A 17,540-nucleotide genomic window follows, 5' to 3' on the forward strand; every position below is an offset into this window, starting at 1 on the left:
CACATCCGCGACAGTCCCCCACCGCTTACCTGCGTACCATGCACACTACCTTCGGGCGCCGACACTTTGTAGGCCTTAGGGTCCTCGGGACCGTCAGGCTTTCATCAGGCTTTCCTCAAGATTTGCTCAAGATTTCGCGGGGTGGTGTTTCTGCTGCGCCGACAGCAGGCCCTGGTCCATGAGCAACTCTACGGCGTCGGCCGCCTCGTCAAGCAGGAATGGCAGTTCCTTCTTTTCTGCGGTGGCGAAATCCCGGAGCACGTAATCAGCGGTCTCCATCCGCCCTGGCGGCCGCCCCACCCCTACGCGAACGCGCAAATAGTCCTTGGTGGCGAGGGCTTTTGAGATGTCCCGCAGGCCGTTGTGCCCGCCCTCACCGCCGCCCAGTTTTAGCTTGACTGTGTTAAAAGGGATGTCGATTTCATCGTGGACCGCTATGACGTGGTCCGGTGCGATGTCGAAGAAGTTGCACAGCCCCGCTACGGGTCCCCCGGACGTGTTCATGTAAGTCATGGGCTTGGCCAGGACCACGCGAGGGCCACCGATGCCCAATCGGCCCTCCACCACCTGGGCGCGGGCCTTATGGACCTTGAACTTCCCACCCATGCGGGACGCGAGCTCATCCAGCACCATCTGGCCCACATTGTGCCGGTTGTTGCTGTACTCACTGCCGGGGTTGCCGAGGCCGACAATCAGCCAGGTGTCACTCATGGTCTCATCCTAGGGAACGTTGGTTTTATCAGCGGGGACAGGCGGCCAGCCAGGGACTACCGGCAAGGGCCAAAAGAAAGTGGCCGGGACCCGAAGGTACCCGGCCACTCCACGGCATAAGCCTCAAGCAGTCAGAAGACTACTCGGCAGCCGGTGCTGCTTCTTCTTCAGCTTCGGAAGCGGTCTCAGCGATGCGGACCACCAGGGTGTCACCTTCGGTGAGCAGGGTGGAACCCTTCGGCAGGACGAGGTCCGAAGCGTGGATGCTCTCGCCGGCCTTGAGGCCTTCGATGCTGACCTCGACGGCGGTGGGAACGTGGGTTGCCTCGGCCTCGAGGGAAACCGTGGTGGCTTCGAGGCTGGCAACAGCACCCGGAGCAACTTCACCGGAAACGTGGATGGCGATGTCGACGGTAACCTTCTCGCCGGCCTTCACGGTCTGGAGGTCAACGTGCTCGATGATCTGCTTTACGGGATCGCGCTGGATGTCCTTGACGAGCGTCAGGTGCTGCTCGCCGTCGACGTCGATCGCCAGGAGGGCGTTGGAAACGCGGACTGCCAGCGTGGTGGCGCGGCCCGGCAGGTTGATGTGGATCGGCTCTGCGCCGTGGCCGTAGATAACAGCCGGGATCTGGCCGGCCATGCGTGCACGGCGGGCGAAACCCTTGCCGAATTCGGTGCGCAGTTCTGCGGTGAGCTTCTGCTCAGACATGTGTACTCCTTGATTACTGTGGCGCCCGAAAATATCCGGGCTGGTCTATCAGCAAGGGCGGAGGTCTGGAGACCTTCTACGCCCGGCTGAGGGCGGCCGCCGAGCAGCCGTTCCGCCTGTGTTGAAGGAGATGCAGACCCAGTCGATAACGGAGACCCGCAACCCTGGTCCATCAAACGCGGACCGGATGTGCTCTCCCTCGCCAAGGTATCCCCAAGAGTTTAGCAGCGGAACGCGTCGGAACTGAAAACGGGCAAAGAAAAGGGCCACCCGACGCCGTGAGGCGGCAGGTGGCCCCCGTACTTTCAGCAGTCCGGCGTTATGCCTTGCCGTCGAACAGGCTGGTGACCGAACCGTCGTCGAACACTTCACGGATGGCGCGTGCAATCAGCGGTGCGATCGACAACACCGTCAATGACGGGAAGCGCTTCTCAGCCGGGATGGGCAGCGTGTTGGTGACCACCACTTCGCGGGCGCCGGAATCGGCCAGGCGCTGCGCGGCGGGGTCGGAGAAGACAGCGTGCGTGCAGGCGATGATGACGTCCTTGGCACCGGCGTTCTTCAGGACCTGGACAGCGCCGGAGATGGTTCCACCGGTGTCGATCATGTCGTCGATCAGAACGCAGGTGCGGCCTTCAACCTGGCCAACAACCGTCTTGGAGACGGCCTGGTTGGGAACCGTGAGGTCGCGGCTCTTGTGCACGAACGCCAGCGGGGCACCGCCCAGGCGCTCGGCCCACTGCTCGGCAACGCGGACACGTCCGGTGTCCGGGGAAACAACAGTGATGTTGTCGGCCTCGACCTTGGTGCGGATGTAGTCAGCCAGCAGCGGGATGGCCATCAGGTGGTCAACGGGGCCGTCGAAGAAGCCCTGGATCTGCGAGGTGTGCAGGTCCACGGACATGATGCGGTCCGCGCCGGCAGTCTTGTAGAGGTCGGCAACCAGGCGGGCGGAGATCGGCTCGCGGCCGCGGCCCTTCTTGTCCTGGCGGGAGTACGGGTAGAACGGCGAAACAACCGTGATCCTCTTGGCCGAGGCGCGCTTGAGGGAATCGATCATGATCAACTGCTCCATGAGCCAGTTGTTCAGCGGGGCCGGGTGGGCCTGGATGACGAAGGCATCAGTGCCTCGCACGCTCTCGGCCGAACGGACGTAGATTTCCCCATTGGCGAAGTCGTAGGCGTCGATGGGCAGGAGCTCGGTCTCCAGCTCCTTCGCGATTTCCTGCGCCAGCTCCGGATGCGCCCTTCCGGCGGCGAGAATCAACTTCTTCTCTCCGTGTGCGGTAATTTCGCTCATGCCTATTTGCCCTCTTCTATGGTTGCCGGGGATTGTGAGGATGTGGAGGCGGAGGCCAGTTCCTGGGCGGCTTCGGCCAGATTGGCAGAGGCTGTGCCCGGGCGGTTGGCTATGACCCAACCTTCGGCGTTCCGCTGTGCGGCCAGGCTGAGGGCGAGCGCACCTGCGGGAACGTCCTTGCGGATGATGGCTCCTGCGCCGCTGTAGGCGCCATCGCCGACGGACACGGGAGCCACGAAGACCGTGTTGGAACCGGTGCGCACGCCCGAGCCGATCACCGTGCGGTGCTTCTTCTCGCCGTCGTAGTTGGCAGTGATGTTGCCGCAACCGATGTTGGTGTCTTCGCCGATTTCGGCGTCGCCCGCGTAGCCCAGGTGGGACAGTTTCGAGCCGCGGCCGATGGTCACGTTCTTGGTTTCGTAGAATGCACCGATCTTGCCGGTCTCCCCCAGCACCGTGCCTGGGCGGAGGTACGTGAACGGTCCGACGCTCGCTTTGGCACCAATCGTGGAACCCGATCCGTGCGTCCGGGTCACCTTCGCGCCCTCGCCTACGTTGACGTCCGTCAGCGTCGTGTCAGGACCCACGACGGCGTCCCTCGCCACAGTAGTGGAACCGTGCAGTTGGGTGTTGGGCAGCAAGCGGACGTCTTCGTCGAGCGTCACGGTGGAGTCGATCCAGGTGGTGGTGGGATCCACCACGGTCACGCCTGCGCGCATCCAGGACTCGATGATGCGTCGGTTGTGCTCGGCAACAAGCGCCGACAACTGGATGCGGTCGTTGGCACCCTCAACCTGCCAGCGGTCTTCGGTGACGACGGCGGCAACCCGGCCGCCGGCGTCGCGCGCCAACCCGAGGACGTCCGTCAGGTACATCTCGCCCTGGGCGTTGTCCGTGGTGACCTTCGAGAGGGCCGTACGCAAGACCGCGGCGTCGAAGGCGTAGATGCCGGAGTTGACCTCGCGGATGCTGCGCTCAGTCTCGCTTGCGTCTTTGTGTTCGCGGATGCCCGTGACGGTGCCGTCTTCCGCGCGAAGGATCCGGCCATAACCGGTGGCGTCATCCAGTACTGCGGTGAGGACGGTGACGGCATTGCCCTCAGCCTCATGGGTGGTTACGAGCTCTGCGAGCAATTCGCCGGTCAGCAGGGGGACATCGCCGTACGTGACAACCACGGTGCCGGTAAGTTCAGCCTCGGCGTCGAGGGCCTTGAGGGCAACCTCAACCGCGCGGCCAGTGCCGGGAACATCGTCCTGGTCGACAATCAGCGCCGCGGGATCCAGCGTGGTGACGTGCTCAGCCACGCGGTCACGCTCGTGGCGGACAACAAGTGCCAGCTTCAGTGGAGTGATGGAACGGGCTGCCAGGAGAGCGTGGCCCACCATGGAGCGTCCGCCAATTTCGTGGAGAATCTTGGGGGTCCGGGACTTCATGCGCGTTCCAGCGCCTGCGGCCAAAACTATGACCGCTGCGGGACCGGTGGATTCGGGGCTCACGTACTGGCTCTCCTTGCTCGGTATGTCCCGGGTAACCCGGCTTCGGAATGCTGCCATCCCAATGGACCCAGGCACCGTTTGAGCCGTTCCAGGTACAGAGAGGAGCGCATTTTCCGACCGTTCCGCCCATAGGATTCGAACCTATACTCCACGGCTCCAAAGGCCGGGGTGCTGCCATTACACCAGAGCGGACCGTGCATGATTCACACCACCAGACCGCAGGGTCTGACGGTTTCCCGGGCTACCGGGATGCACACACAAGAATCTAGTTTGCCATGACCATTGCGTGCTTCGCGACTTGACCGCCCGCCACCCATTCACTGGCGCACTCCGGGACCCCTCCATGACCCTGTTTCCACCGGGGGCGGCGGGCCGGTAAGGCATGATGGTCACGTGAGCAAGCGCACTGAACTTCCCCGTCCCGCGGACACCGCCGAACCCCTGGAGCATGGTGCCACCGGTCCCGCAGTCCGTGTCAGGATGACCGGCCAGCAGCGCAAATCCCAGCTCATCGGCATCGGCCGCGCCCTCTTCGCAGCCCGTGGCCTGGACGGCACCACCATCGAGGAAATCGCTGCCAACGCTGGCGTTTCCAAGCCCGTCATCTACGAGCACTTCGGCTCCAAGGAAGGCTTGTACCGGCGGGTCGTGGAGACAGAATTCCGGATTCTGCTGGACTCCATCACCGAGGCCCTCAGCACCGAAGCCAAGCCCCGGGTCCTGGTTGAACGCGCAGCACTGGCCCTCCTTGGCTACATCGAAGACCGCACCGACGGCTTCCGGATCCTCATGCGCGACGCCCCGCCCTCACAACCCGAGGGCGCCTTCTCCACGTTGCTCTCCCACGTAACAGCCCGGGTGGAACACCTGCTCTCCGATGAATTCGCACGCCGGGGTTTCAGTGCAGCCGACGGCGCCATGTACGCACAGATGCTGGTCGGCATGGTGGCGATGACCGGCCAGTGGTGGCTCGACAGCCGCACACCGGACAAGCGGGCCGTCGCCGCGCACCTGGTGAACCTGGCCTGGAACGGCCTGACCGGGCTGCAGAAGGAGCCCGGACTGCGTTCAGAGGGCTGATTCCCCTCCCGACGCTGCACCAGCCATCCTCCGTGTGCTGGCCCGTTCCTCGCCTCGACGCCCTCTCACCGCCTGCGGGTTTTTGGGCATCCCCCTCTCACCGCCTACCGGTTTTTGGGCATCCCCCTCTCACCGCCCGCGGGTTTTTGGGCATCCCCCTCTCACCTGAGCCCCTGGACGCGGGGTACTTCTTTCCTCGCCTGGGAAGCCGGATTGGTGACGCGTCATTGCAAGGTCGGAGGGTCTGCTTTGTAGGATGTGCTCATGTCAGCACCCCAGCTCTACGTCACCTTTCCCGGCACAGCGCGTGAAGCCCTCAGCTTCTACGCGGAGATCTTCGGCGGGGAGCTTTCCTTGTACACGTTTGAGGACTTCAGCCGCACCGATGGCCCCTCGGATGCCATCGCCCATGGCGTCCTCAGCGGAGTGGTCTCACTGAGTGGATCTGACGCTGCGACAGGCGACAAAACCGTCCGCATGGAAGGCGCCATGCTCTCACTGCTGGGAGCGGCAGAACCCGACGTTCTTCACCATTGGTTCGACAAACTCGCCGACGGCGGTCGGATCCTGGACCCACTGTCACCAAAGCCCTGGGGTGCATCCGACGGCCAAGTGGTGGACCGCCACGGCCTGCATTGGCTCATCGGATATGAACCAGCTGCCTAAAACCGACAGAAGGTGAGAGAGCGCCCAGCCCACCACCACAAAAGATGAGAGAGCGTCCAGCCCACCACCGCAAAAGGTGAGACGGGGTTGTCGCCTCGGCGGTCGGGGCGTCGGCCTACGCCCCCTACTCGCCGAGGATTTCGGCAGCCTCCAGCCATTCGAGCTCGAGGCCCTCTTTCTCGTCAAGCAACTCCCGAAGCTTGGCGTTGAGCTCGCCCAGCGCGTCGAAGTCGCCGGATTCGGATTTCGCCGCCATTTGGGTGTGGAGCTTCTCCTCCTGCTGCGCGATCTTGCCGAGTTGGCGGTCGACCCTGTTGAGGTCCTTCCGGGCTTCACGCTTTTCGGCTTCGCTGGCACCTGAAGGGGCGGCAGCGGACGAGGAAGCTCCGCTGGCAGAAGTTGGCGCACCGGAGCCCCCGCCAACGGCGCCGGAGGCAAGTGCGGCCTCGCGCAGCTCGAGGTATTGGTCCACTCCGCCCGGCAAGCCGCGGAGTTTCCCGTCGCCCAGCAACGCCATTTGGTTGTCGGTGACGCGTTCCAGCAGGTAGCGGTCGTGGCTGACCACCACCAAGGTCCCGGGCCAACCGTCCAGGACGTCCTCGACGGCGGCAAGGGTGTCGGTATCGAGGTCGTTGGTGGGTTCGTCGAGCATGAGCACGTTGGGCTCTCCTACCAGCAGGCGCAGGAGTTGGAGCCGGCGTCGCTCGCCACCGGAGAGGTCGCTGACCGGCGTCCACTGCTTTTCCTTGGTGAACCCAAGCTGTTCAACCAGCTGACCGGCAGTGAATTCCTTGCCGCCCACGCTGAAGGACCGCTTTTCGCGTTCGATGACCTCGATGACGCGCAGGTCGGAGACGTCGTCGAGCTCTTTGACGTCCTGGGTCAGCACGGCGGTGACGACGGTCTTGCCGCGCTTGACCTTGCCCGAGGTCGGCTGAATTTCGCCGTTCAGCAGTTTCAGCAGCGTGGATTTGCCGGCGCCGTTGACGCCCACCAGCCCGAGCCGTTCGCCCGGTGCGAGACGGAGGGTGATGTTGTTGAACAGCTTCTGGCCGCTCTCGCCACCCTCGAAGTCGAGCGTCACGTTTTCGAGGTCCAGCACATCCTTGCCCAAGCGGGCAGTGGCCATCTTGCTGAGTGCCACGGAGTCGCGGGGATCGGGCACGTCGGCGATGAGGTCGTTGGCTGCTTCGATGCGGAATTTCGGCTTGGCGGTTCGGGCGGGGGCGCCGCGCCTCAGCCAGGCAAGTTCCTTCTTGACGAGCTGCTGGCGTTTATTTTCGACGACGGCGGCCGTGCGGTCGCGCTCGGCGCGCGCCAGAACGTAGGCGGCGTATCCGCCGTCGAACATGTCCACCATGGCGTCGTGGACTTCCCAGGTGTAGTTGCAGACTTCGTCGAGGAACCATCGGTCGTGGGTGACCACCAGGAAGGCACCCTGGTTGGCGCGCCAGCGTGTCTTCAGGTGCCGGGCGAGCCAGGCGACGCCTTCGACGTCGAGGTGGTTGGTGGGTTCGTCCAGCATGATGACGTCGTGGTCCTCGATGAGGAGCTTGGCCAGCGCAACGCGGCGCTTCTGGCCGCCGGACAGGGCATGGACGTTGGCGTGCCAGTCGACGTCGCCCACCAGTCCGCCCATCACTTCGCGGATCTTGGCGTTTGCGGCCCATTCGTGGTCCGCGCGGTCACCGACGATTGCAGCCCCCACCGTCAGGTCGCCGTCGAGCACGTCACCCTGGTCCAGGTAGCCGACGTTGACGTCACCGCGTTTGGTGACACGGCCCGAGTCCGGCGTCGAGCGCAAAGCGAGCAGGCGCATGAGGGTCGATTTACCGTCGCCGTTGCGGCCCACCATGCCAATACGGTCGCCATCCTCCAAACCGAGGGTGACGCCGTCGAGGACAGTGCGGGTCGCGAACGAAACGGTGAGGTTTTCGCCGCCAAGCAGGTGGGCCAATGGGTACTACTTTCTACTGCTGGAATGCGGGGGTACTAAAGGAGGGTATCGGAGATGATCCGGGCGCCGTGCACAGGTCCGTGGACAGCCACCGCGGTGTGGCCCCGGTGGGTTAGTTCTTCGGCGAGGACGCTGGCAGAGACTGAGTCCCGTGCAAGCAAGGCGATGGTCGGACCGGAACCGGACACCATGCCGGCCAGCGCACCGCGCGCTTCGCCCAGTCCGATGGTGTCGCGGAGTTGCGGCGCCAAGGCTATGGACGCGCGCTGGAGATCGTTGATGAGCACCCGGCTGAGGGTCTCGGGATCGCCGTGGCGGAGCGCCTGGAGAATGGTGGGATCCACGTCCACGGGTTCCGCGATCTCGGCGCCTTCGGAGTCCCGGAGTCCGTCAAGGGTGCGGAACACGTCCGGCGTCGAGAGGCCATAGTCCGCGAAGACCAGCACCCAGTCCATCTGCGCTTTGGCCAGGGCCGGAGAGAGTTTGTCGCCAACGCCGAGCCCGACGGCGGTGCCTCCCAGGAGCGAAAAAGGCACGTCTGCGCCCAACTCGGCCGCCAGGTGCGCGAGTTCCTCGCGGGAGAGGCCGCTGTTCCACAATGCGTCGCAGGCCAACAGCGTGGCCGCGGCGTCGGCGGAGCCACCGCCCATACCGCCGGCAACAGGCACACGCTTGGTGATTTCAAGGTGAACGCCCGTTGGCTTCTCGGACATTTCCGCCATGATGGCCGCGGCCTTGTAGGCAAGGTTGCGCTCATCCAGCGGGATGTCAACGCCGTCGAGGTCAAGCGTGCTTTCCGGGCTGATGCTGACGGTAATCCCCTCAGCCTCGGTGCTGGTAGCGGCCACTTCCTCATACAGGGAAACCGCAAGGTAAACACTGGCCACCGAATGGTAGCCGTCCGGCCGCAGCGGGCCGACGCTCAGTGAGACGTTGACTTTTCCGGGGGCTTTGACGCGAACTGTCCGGGCATGGAAGCGGTCCCCCACAAACGGGAGGCTGCTTGGTTTGCGGGTGCCCGGATTCATGCGTCCACGGGGTGGCGGGCTTCGGCGATCTTGACGTAAGCGGAGATGTCCAGGACCTCGCCGCGGGCCGTCGGGTCCACACCTGCCGCCACCAGGCACCGCTCAGCCTCGGCCGCGCTTCCGGCCCACCCGGCGAGGGCGGCGCGGAGGGTCTTCCGGCGTTGGGCGAACGCGGCATCGATGACGGCAAAGACCTGCTCGCGGGTTGCATGCGTTTGGGGCGGATCGTGGCGGGTGAACGCCACGAGTCCCGAGTGGATCTTGGGTGCAGGCCAGAACACGTTCATGCCGATGACACCGGCCTTGCGCATGTGGCCGTACCAAGCGGCCTTCACGGACGGAACACCGTAGATCTTGGACCCGGGTGTTGCGGCCAGGCGGTCAGCCACCTCGTCCTGCACCATGACCAGGCCGTGCTGCAGGCTCGGGAAATGTTGCAACAGGTGCAGGACCACGGGAACGGCGACGTTGTAGGGCAGGTTGGCCACCAACGCGGTGGGTGGAACGGGCAGTTCGGTGACCTTCATGGCATCGGACAGCACCAGGTGGAAATTGTCCTCCGCCCCGGGCCGCCAAGCACGCACGGTCTCCGGCAGCTTGCCGGCCAGCACGGGGTCGATCTCCACAGCCACGACGTTCTTGGCGGCGTCAAGCAGACCCAGCGTCAGTGAGCCCAATCCCGGCCCCACCTCCAGAACGGTTTCGTCGGAGTCGATGTTGGCGGCGGCCACAATCCTGCGGATGGTGTTGCCGTCGATCACAAAGTTCTGCCCCAAGGTCTTCGTGGGGCGTACACCGATTTCCTCGGCAAGCCGTCGGATGTCTGTGGCGCCCAGCAGGGGCGCGACGGCGGCGGGTTCGGAATTCGGTTCAGTCACCTAGGTATCGTATCGCCTGTGCGGGGTCAGGCTGCGTGCGCGCAGCCCCAGTCGCGGAGGCCGTTCTTGGCGTAGAGGCGGTTGGCGATGTCGATCTGCTGTGCCTTGCTGGCCAGGCTGGCGTTGGGGGCGTAGGCTCCGCCACCGTTGGCAAGCCACGTGGGGCTGGAGAACTGCAGGCCGCCGTAGTAGCCGTTACCGCTGTTGATGGACCAGTTTCCACCGGACTCACACTGGGCAATCCTGTCCCACATGGCCTCGTTCGGAGCTCCGGTGGGGCCGCTGGAGGTTGCCGCCGCCTTGGCGGGAGTCGCCACGGGGCGTGCCTTGGTGCCAACGCTGACTTTCTCGGCGACGGGCTTGGTAGTGACGTTGCTTGATACGAGGGCCCTTGAGGCTTCGCGTCCGTCGACGAGGACCAGCTTGAACGTCTTGACCAAGGAGCCGGCGACACCTGCCTGGGTGACCTTTTCCTCGCCCTTGAACAGTTCGGCAGTTTCAGTCTTCACGCTTTCGAAGGGCACTTCCTCAGTGGCTTCGGCTGTCTTGCTGGTGTCCACGCGGGAGACCTTGATCACCATGTCCTGGACGATGGGCGCGTTGCCAGGTTGGGAGATGCGGTCGTTGGCGCCGACGGTGATGCCGGTGTCCTTGAGCACGGTGGCGACATCGGCCGCCGTCGTGGTGGTGCTGGTGTCCTTGCCGTCAGCCACAACGCTGATGGTCTTGGGAGTGGAGATGGAAACGAAGGAGCCGCTGACTTCCAGTGACGCTTCCTTTGGTTGGGAGATTTCCGAGGAACTGGCCACTCCGAGTTCGCTGACCAGCGCGGCGACGTCGGGGGCGTTCGTGTTCACGGTCTTGCGGGCGCCGTCCAGTTCAATGGACACGGCCTTGGCGAGGTTGATGTTCACCACGGTGCCGTTGTCCACACTGGCGTCCAGAGCGGGTGAGACCCGGTCTGCGTCCTTCAATTCAACCTTGGCTGCCTTGACCACCTGGTCTACGGTGCCGCCAAAGGTCTGGATGGAGCTCACTTTGCCGTCGACGTTGAGGGTGACGGTCTTGTTGTTGCCCACGAAGGCCACAACACCAACCACCAGCGCCGCAACTACCAGCAACTGGGCGCCTACTTTGAGGAAGCTGAACTTGCCATCCGTTGTGAAGAACTTGATCACGATTGCCCATAACTCTCAGACCATCCGGGCACGGGGAAAAGCACAGAAATAATGCCAGCCGCAAAACGGAGGGGCCAGGCGCAAAGCCTGGTCCCACTCTTGCTGCCGGCATCTGCGCCGCCACATACATTCAACTGATTAAGTCCGGAATCAACCGGCCCAGCTGTCCGAAGGCCTTCCCCGACCCCGGCTACTTGTTTAACACAGTAACCGATCTGTTATAAAGCAACCAAGACTTCTGCATACCGGGTATTCATGCACCAGACGCCCTGAGGGCTCCCTGGACGAGGCCTCAGGCCCACGAACCGTAGGCCTGGAGCGTATTTTCCGCCAGGCGCGAACACAGTTCGGACAGGTCATCTCCTGTCACTTCCGCCATGGAGCGGACGGTGTACGGCACCATGTAGCTCGCGTTCGGGCGTCCCCGGTGCGGGTGGGGTGTCAGGAACGGCGAATCCGTTTCCACCAGGATCCGGCTGGGCTCGGCGATGGCCAGCGCCGAGCGGAGGTTCCCTGCGTTCTTGAACGTCATGGTGCCGGCAAAGGACATGTACCAACCGTTCGTGTTGCAGATCCGGGCCAGTTCTTCGTCGCCCGAGAAGCAGTGGAACACCACCCGGTCGGGCGCCCCTTCTTCCTGCAGCACCTGAACAACGTCGTCGTGGGCGTCGCGGTCGTGGATCTGCAGGGTCAGTCCGAGCCGTTTCGCGATGTCGATGTGGCGCCGGAAGGAGTGCCGCTGGTGCACCAGCCCGTCCCCGTGCGTCCTGAAGAAATCCAGTCCTGTCTCGCCGATCGCACGGATCCGCGGATGGGATGCCAGCTCCTCTATCTCGGCGAGCGCCGACTCCAGTTCACCGCGCCCGGCATAAACGGGAGCATCGTTGGGGTGGATCGCGACGGCGCCGAGCAGGCGCGGGTCCGCGTCCACAGCTTCCACCGTGAAGCGGGATGACTCCAGGTCGCAGCCAACCTGTATTGCTCCTTGCACACCCACGGACTGGGCCGCGTCCATGGCGTCCCTGACGGAAACCTCGATCAGTCCGTTCCTGAAGTCCAGATGCGTGTGGTTGTCCATGACGGGAACGGGCAGCGGCTCCGGTGCCGGCGGGTACTCCCTGCGGGAATCTGTGTCGTCGGAGGACGCGCGGTACGGAGCAGGAGCGAGGGAATTGCACATGCTCCCACCTTAATCGGACCGTGGTCCTCCTGAGGCAACGGCGATAAATTCCACTCGGCACATAAATTCCTGAGCACTATGTCAGCGGCGGCCAATGACTGGGTAGTCTGGAACGGACAGACGGTCAGCAACAGCACAACAGATTGCTGATGCAGCGGCCACGGCTGAAGGGCAATCCATGGAGTCCAAGCGACAAGTATCCGTTGAACCTACCCCTCTTCAGGGTGAGGCTTACAGTGCGCTGCCACGCGATGGAGCCGCGCTCAACGGGCATCGGCCGCAGGTCATGGACGGAGAGCGGTTCCACGACGCCAGCGAACGCATCCTCAGTTCAATCAACAAGGTCATTGACGGCAAGGCCGACGCCGCGAAGCTCGCCCTGACCGTGCTGCTGGCGCAAGGCCACCTCCTGCTGGAGGATGTGCCCGGCGTCGGAAAGACATTGTTGGCCAAGACACTGGCCCGGACAGTGGACTGTACGGTCTCCCGCATCCAGTTCACCCCCGACCTCCTGCCTTCCGATGTCACTGGCGTTTCCATCTACAACCAGTCCTCACGGCAGTTCGAGTTCCGCCCGGGGGCGGTGTTCGCGAACATTGTGATCGGCGATGAAATCAACCGAGCCTCGGCCAAGACGCAGTCCGCCCTCCTGGAATGCATGGAAGAGCACCAAGTGACAGTGGACGGGCATTCATACCAGCTGGGGTTGCCCTTCATGGTGGTGGCGACGCAGAACCCTATCGAGATGGAAGGCACGTACCCCCTGCCGGAGGCCCAGCGGGACCGCTTCATGGCGAGGATTTCCATGGGTTACCCGGACAAGGAAGCCGAGATCGAAATGCTGGAGACGCACCAAGCGTCCTCTCCCCTGGTCAAAGTAACCCCGGTTGTCACGGCCAGCGATGTCGCTGCCATGATCGCCACCGTCCAGCAGGTCCACGTATCCACGGCGATCAAGGAATACACGGTGGCAATCGGGCGGGCCACCCGCGACAGCGCCAGGCTCCGTCTGGGCGCGAGCCCCCGGTCATTGCTGCAGCTGCTCCGTGCGGCCAAAGCGACCGCGGCATTGGACGGCCGCGACTTCGTGCTCCCGGACGACGTGGTGGACGTGGCGGAATCGGTACTCGCCCACCGGATCATCCTGGACCGCAAAGCGGCGAGCTCGGGCGATACGCCCCAGAGCATTCTTCGTGGCATCCTGGCATCCGTTCCGGTAGCCCAGGAGCCGCCTGGCGCCTGGCGCAGGGACAGGCACACCGCTTAGGAGGCAGGAATGGCGCTGGTTGATCGACTCCCCAAGCATTTGTTTACCACCCGTGGCTGGGGTTTGCTTGCGGCCGGGGCGATCTCCCTTGGGTGCGCCTACGTCATGGGCCGCCGGGATCTCCTGACGCTGGCCATCCTCTTGATCCTCCTGCCGCTGGCGGCCCTCGCCGGCGTCCGGGTTCTCAAGCCCAAGTTCCAGGTGTACCGGGAGTTCAATCCCTCCACTGTGGAAACAGCGAGCACCACCACCGTGCGACTGGCCGTGGCCAGGTCCTCATATTCCACTGGGCACGTGGTCATGGAGGAGCAGTTGCCTCCCCGCTTCGGAGAGCCTCCGGCATTCCGTTTCCCCGCACGGTCAGCTTCCGGCGGCACCAGCCGCTACGAATACCACCTCCGCTCGGGCAAGCGCGGGCAGTTCCGCATCGGTCCGGTCACGGCAGAGTTCAGCGACCCCTTCGGCTTGTCGCTTCGGCGGCATTCAATCGACGACGGCGACATCCTCACCGTGACGCCTGCCGCCGTCGACCTTCCCGTCACCGGACTCGCTGGAGCGCGCGGCAACGACGGCGTGACCGCGACGCGCATCCGCGCCAACCCCAGCGACGACGACATCATGACCCGCGAGTACCGGCACGGCGATCCCATGCGAAGGGTCCATTGGGCGGCCACTGCGCGCCATGGCCAACTCATGGTGCGCCAGGAGGAGTCAGTAACGACTCCGGAAGCCACCCTCATCCTGGACCAGCGCTTCAATGCCTTGGCCGGCGGAACGGGATCCATGTTTGGCGGCCACGACGAAGACTCGGACCTGGTGACGAGTCCGAACTTTGAGTGGATTGTCACGGCAGCCATGTCCATCACGTCCCATTTGGCAGAACGAAACTACTCGTTGCGGGTTCTGGACGCTTTTGGGAGCCCGGCGTTCAACCGTTCGCGCTCGGCACCGGAACCTGATGCCGAGGAGTTCGCGGGTGCCGGTGGCCTGCAGGCCATCGCCGAAGGACTGGCGGCCATAGAGCTCAGCGGTCCCAGGCATTCCAGGGGTGAGCATCACCGGGCGGATCATCACGGCACCGAACACAGGGAGGCCGCGGCGGGGTCATCCACCCCGGATTCTGCCGATGCCCCCTTTGATGACCGGCTCATGGACAAGCTCGCTGCCCACCGACTGCGTGGCCCGCTTCTTGCGCTGCTGGGCACGCTGACTCCCGCCGAGGCCAGATCCCTGGCTCCTGCGGCGGCCTACGGAGCCAACGCTTTCGCCCTGATGGTGACGGAGGCGACCCGGAACAACGACGACGTGCTGGAGATTCTGCGGCTCGCGGGCTGGCGGGTGGCCGTGGTCACATCCAAGACGCAGCTGGGTGCAGCCTGGTCAGCGTTCGACGAAGGCGGAATTGTGGACGCTGCCGGATCAGCCATGGACGTTCGTCGTGGAGCGGCGGTGCCCCGGTGACCGCTACCTCCCATGTAGGCTCCCCCACGCCCACCCAGCCCAACAGCGGGACGGGCCAGAAGCAGCCGGCCGGCTCGCGACGGACACGAGCACCAGGGCCGGGCCCCTACCCCTGGGTCATGGCAGGGTCCATTGTCGTGGCCGTGCTTGGCGCTGCCTTGTCCCTGAACGGTGTCTTCAGGGGGTGGGCCTGGTTCATGCCATTGATCACCACCGTGGTTGTCGTGGCGCTGACCTTGGCCGTCCTCCGCGCGCTTCGAGCCCGGCCGCTGCTGGCCACCTTGGGTTCCTTTGCCACCCTCGCGGGGATCCTGAGTTTCACGTTTTGCCGCCAGGAAAGCCTTGCGGGCTTCATCCCCACTGCGGGGACGTTCTCCGCCGTCGGGCGCCTTATCAAACGGGCTGCCGAAACGGTGGTGTCCGAAAGCGCTCCCGTGGCGCCGAACGCCGGAATAGTGTTCGTCATGTGCGCCTGCCTGGGGCTGCTGGTGATCTTGATCGATGCCTTGGCTGTACCCCTGGCGATGCCCGCGGCCAGCGGCATTGGCCTGCTTGCCGTCATGGTGGTTCCGGCCACCATCAAGCCCCAGAGCGTGGGCGTTGCGGGCTTCATCGGCGCTGCCGTGGGCTACCTCCTCATTCTCGGTTGCAGCCACTGGTTCGCCCCTGATGCGCGGCTGCAGTCCGGATCCGGCCGGGGCGCTGGCCAGTTCAGGCGTTCAGTGGTTACCGGTGGGCTGGCCCTGGCCTTGACCATGGTGGTTCCGTTGGCAATCCCGGGCTTCGAGACCGGCACCTTCCCGCAGGGCTCGCGGCTGAGCCCATGGGGTACCTCCAACGGGCTCAATCCCATGATCACGTTGGGCAACAGCCTCCGGAGTCCTACGGGAGCTGGCCGTATCACTTATGCCACGAGCTCCAGCGCGCCCCTGTATCTGAGATCAGTGACCATCGATCATTTCGACGGCGAAACCTGGGCCCCCGACGACCGCTCCGCTGAGCGGCGCGTGGGGGCGGACAGGATTGAGACGGGGTACGCCGTCCAGGGCGAAGTGGTCAACGCCGTCACGTCCGTCAACGCAGGCCTGTTCACAAGCCCCTACCTGCCTGCTCCGTTCGCGCCGGCTTCGGTGAACGGCCTCAACGGTCGCTGGACCTGGGATCCTGCAACGTTGAGCATCATGAGCACCGAGACCACCACCCGTGCGCAGCGGTACGTGGTGTTCTCCGCCGCCCCGAAGGTCACGGCGCAATCCTTGTCCCAGGCCTCGGCGGTCCCGCAGGGCATTTCGGATGACTTCCTCCGTATCCCGGGCAACCTGCCGGACATTGTGCGCCAAACGGCCGATTCGGTCACGGCATCCGCCGGCAGCAACTACGGCAAGGCGCTGGCCCTCCAGAAGTATCTTCGCTCCGGCGAGTTCACCTATTCCCTGCAGGCGCCGGTGCAGAACGGCTACGACGGCAACGGCCTCTCGGTCCTGGCCGACTTCCTGGCGGTGAAGAGCGGCTACTGCGTCCATTTCTCCTCGGCGATGGCCGTCATGGCCCGGGCTGAAGGTATTCCGAGCCGCATTGCCGTGGGCTATGCACCCGGCCGGCTCACCGGCGAGTCCGTGGCCTTGGTCGGTCAGGGGTCCTTCCCGGAGTACGAGGTTGACGCCCGCGACGCCCATGCGTGGCCTGAGCTTTACTTTGAGGGCCTGGGCTGGGTTCCGTTTGAGCCCACTCCTTCGCGCGGCGTAGTTCCCGAATACGCTACTGAATCTTCGGCCCCCACCAACCTCAGCACCAACGCGGACGAAAAAGAGGTCCTGACCACCCCCGCTCCCGCCACTCCCGCTCCTGTTCCCCTGCCCGGAGTGGACACTCCGGCCGCAGGCTCAGCCAGTGTGAACCCGCTCCCCACCATCGCGGCGGCCACGGCGGGCGTGCTGGTGCTGCTGGGATTCCTGTGGTCGCCACGGCTCAGCAGGACGGTGCTGCGCCGCCGCCGCCTGAACCGGAAACCTCCGGATGACGCCGACGCCGTGATGCCCGGATACAAAGACCCAGCCCCCGAGTTGGCGTGGGCGGAACTCCAGGATCTGGCCACCGACTACGGCTTACCGTCCACGCCCAGCGAAACGCCCCGGCACTTCTCCGCCAGGCTCCGCTCCAGCGCCGCCCTTGGCGACACTGGCGGAATGGACGACGCCGCGCACGTCGCAGTCTCGTCGCTCACCTCGGACTTCGAACGGCAGCGTTATGGCCGCGGTGCCGTTGCCGCACAGGCAGCCGCGCAGGCAGCCACACCACCAGCGGCGACGCGTATCGCCGTCGTCCGTGAGTCGATGCGGCACAACGCCCGCTGGTTGGTTCGCTTCCGCGCGGACTGGCTGCCGCCGTCGATGATGCGCCGATGGGTGCACGCCCTCGGCGCGCCCTTCCGGGCCTTGGCAGCGCTCGGAAAGGCTGTGGGGTGGGCGGTCGCGCGTGGTTGGCGCATGCTCCGGGGCCTGCTGCCGCAGCGCCGCTAGCTCCGCTGTTCCTGATCGGCAGGACCCCCTGACACAGCAAAGGGCCCGACGCCGGAACTTGTGATTCCGTGGCCGGGCCCTTACGTTTGTCAACCGTTCTTGTTGCG

The 17,540-nt window shown here is 64.7% G+C and carries 14 protein-coding genes and 1 tRNA gene; 5 read left to right on the forward strand and 10 right to left on the reverse strand.

The features are described from left to right. Positions 1 to 126: 126 nt before the first annotated feature. The 5 genes from pth to ACSSVG_RS02860 form a co-directional block, all read right to left on the reverse strand. Positions 127 to 711 (reverse strand): aminoacyl-tRNA hydrolase, encoded by a 585-nt coding sequence (pth, locus tag ACSSVG_RS02840; protein ID WP_231338709.1) that lies wholly within the window; start codon positions 709 to 711, stop codon positions 127 to 129. A 139-nt stretch (positions 712 to 850) separates the two neighbouring features. Further along, on the reverse strand, positions 851 to 1,423 hold the full coding sequence (locus tag ACSSVG_RS02845) for a 50S ribosomal protein L25/general stress protein Ctc (protein WP_231338710.1): 573 nt from the start codon (positions 1,421 to 1,423) through the stop codon (positions 851 to 853). Between the two features lie 319 nt (positions 1,424 to 1,742). Next, positions 1,743 to 2,723 carry a ribose-phosphate diphosphokinase gene (locus ACSSVG_RS02850; RefSeq protein WP_011774071.1) on the reverse strand — a complete coding sequence of 327 codons (981 nt, stop codon included), beginning with the start codon at positions 2,721 to 2,723 and terminating at the stop codon, positions 1,743 to 1,745. A 2-nt stretch (positions 2,724 to 2,725) separates the two neighbouring features. Next, positions 2,726 to 4,219, reverse strand: coding sequence for a bifunctional UDP-N-acetylglucosamine diphosphorylase/glucosamine-1-phosphate N-acetyltransferase GlmU (gene glmU / locus ACSSVG_RS02855; protein WP_492417175.1), 1,494 nt, complete (start codon positions 4,217 to 4,219; stop codon positions 2,726 to 2,728). A 120-nt stretch (positions 4,220 to 4,339) separates the two neighbouring features. Further along, positions 4,340 to 4,411: transfer RNA gene (locus tag ACSSVG_RS02860), tRNA-Gln, on the reverse strand. A 288-nt stretch (positions 4,412 to 4,699) separates the two neighbouring features. Here ACSSVG_RS02860 and ACSSVG_RS02865 point away from each other — a divergent pair. After that, positions 4,700 to 5,299, forward strand: a complete 600-nt coding sequence (locus ACSSVG_RS02865) for a TetR/AcrR family transcriptional regulator (protein WP_231338743.1) — start codon at positions 4,700 to 4,702, stop codon at positions 5,297 to 5,299. A 264-nt stretch (positions 5,300 to 5,563) separates the two neighbouring features. Next, positions 5,564 to 5,965, forward strand: coding sequence for a VOC family protein (locus tag ACSSVG_RS02870; RefSeq protein WP_253467289.1), 402 nt, complete (start codon positions 5,564 to 5,566; stop codon positions 5,963 to 5,965). Positions 5,966 to 6,089: 124 nt separating this feature from the next. Here the strand turns inward: ACSSVG_RS02870 and ACSSVG_RS02875 are convergent, their stop codons facing one another. The 5 genes from ACSSVG_RS02875 to ACSSVG_RS02895 all read right to left on the reverse strand — a co-directional run bounded on the left by ACSSVG_RS02875 (position 6,090) and on the right by ACSSVG_RS02895 (position 12,186). Then, the gene (locus tag ACSSVG_RS02875) at positions 6,090 to 7,922 is read right to left on the reverse strand and encodes an ABC-F family ATP-binding cassette domain-containing protein (RefSeq protein ID WP_253467286.1); all 1,833 of its coding nucleotides are present in this window, start codon (positions 7,920 to 7,922) and stop codon (positions 6,090 to 6,092) included. 35 nt (positions 7,923 to 7,957) lie between these two features. Further along, a complete protein-coding gene (locus ACSSVG_RS02880; protein ID WP_231338714.1) occupies positions 7,958 to 8,950 on the reverse strand; it encodes a 4-(cytidine 5'-diphospho)-2-C-methyl-D-erythritol kinase in 993 nt (330 codons plus the stop codon). Further along, positions 8,947 to 9,828 (reverse strand): 16S rRNA (adenine(1518)-N(6)/adenine(1519)-N(6))-dimethyltransferase RsmA, encoded by an 882-nt coding sequence (gene rsmA, locus ACSSVG_RS02885; protein ID WP_231338715.1) that lies wholly within the window; start codon positions 9,826 to 9,828, stop codon positions 8,947 to 8,949. The genes ACSSVG_RS02880 and rsmA overlap by 4 nt, the downstream gene beginning before the upstream one ends. Before the next feature lie 26 nt (positions 9,829 to 9,854). Beyond that, on the reverse strand, positions 9,855 to 11,006 hold the full coding sequence (locus ACSSVG_RS02890; protein WP_159697867.1) for a resuscitation-promoting factor: 1,152 nt from the start codon (positions 11,004 to 11,006) through the stop codon (positions 9,855 to 9,857). A gap of 292 nt (positions 11,007 to 11,298) precedes the next feature. Further along, positions 11,299 to 12,186, reverse strand: a complete 888-nt coding sequence (locus tag ACSSVG_RS02895; RefSeq protein WP_492417179.1) for a TatD family hydrolase — start codon at positions 12,184 to 12,186, stop codon at positions 11,299 to 11,301. 178 nt (positions 12,187 to 12,364) lie between these two features. Between ACSSVG_RS02895 and ACSSVG_RS02900 the strand changes: the two genes are divergently transcribed. From ACSSVG_RS02900 to ACSSVG_RS02910, 3 genes are read left to right on the forward strand one after another with little or no spacing between them, the layout of a single operon-like run. Then, the gene (locus tag ACSSVG_RS02900) at positions 12,365 to 13,453 is read left to right on the forward strand and encodes an AAA family ATPase (protein WP_231338718.1); all 1,089 of its coding nucleotides are present in this window, start codon (positions 12,365 to 12,367) and stop codon (positions 13,451 to 13,453) included. A 9-nt stretch (positions 13,454 to 13,462) separates the two neighbouring features. Then, entirely contained in the window at positions 13,463 to 14,914 is a 1,452-nt protein-coding gene (locus ACSSVG_RS02905) for a DUF58 domain-containing protein (RefSeq protein WP_492417181.1), read from the forward strand. Further along, positions 14,911 to 17,433: a transglutaminase TgpA family protein gene (locus tag ACSSVG_RS02910; protein WP_492417182.1), complete on the forward strand. Its 2,523-nt coding sequence runs from the start codon at positions 14,911 to 14,913 to the stop codon at positions 17,431 to 17,433. Before ACSSVG_RS02905 ends, ACSSVG_RS02910 begins: the two co-directional genes overlap by 4 nt. Positions 17,434 to 17,540 lie beyond the last annotated feature (107 nt).

Source organism: Paenarthrobacter sp. E2MeOHC11 (assembly GCF_058744955.1).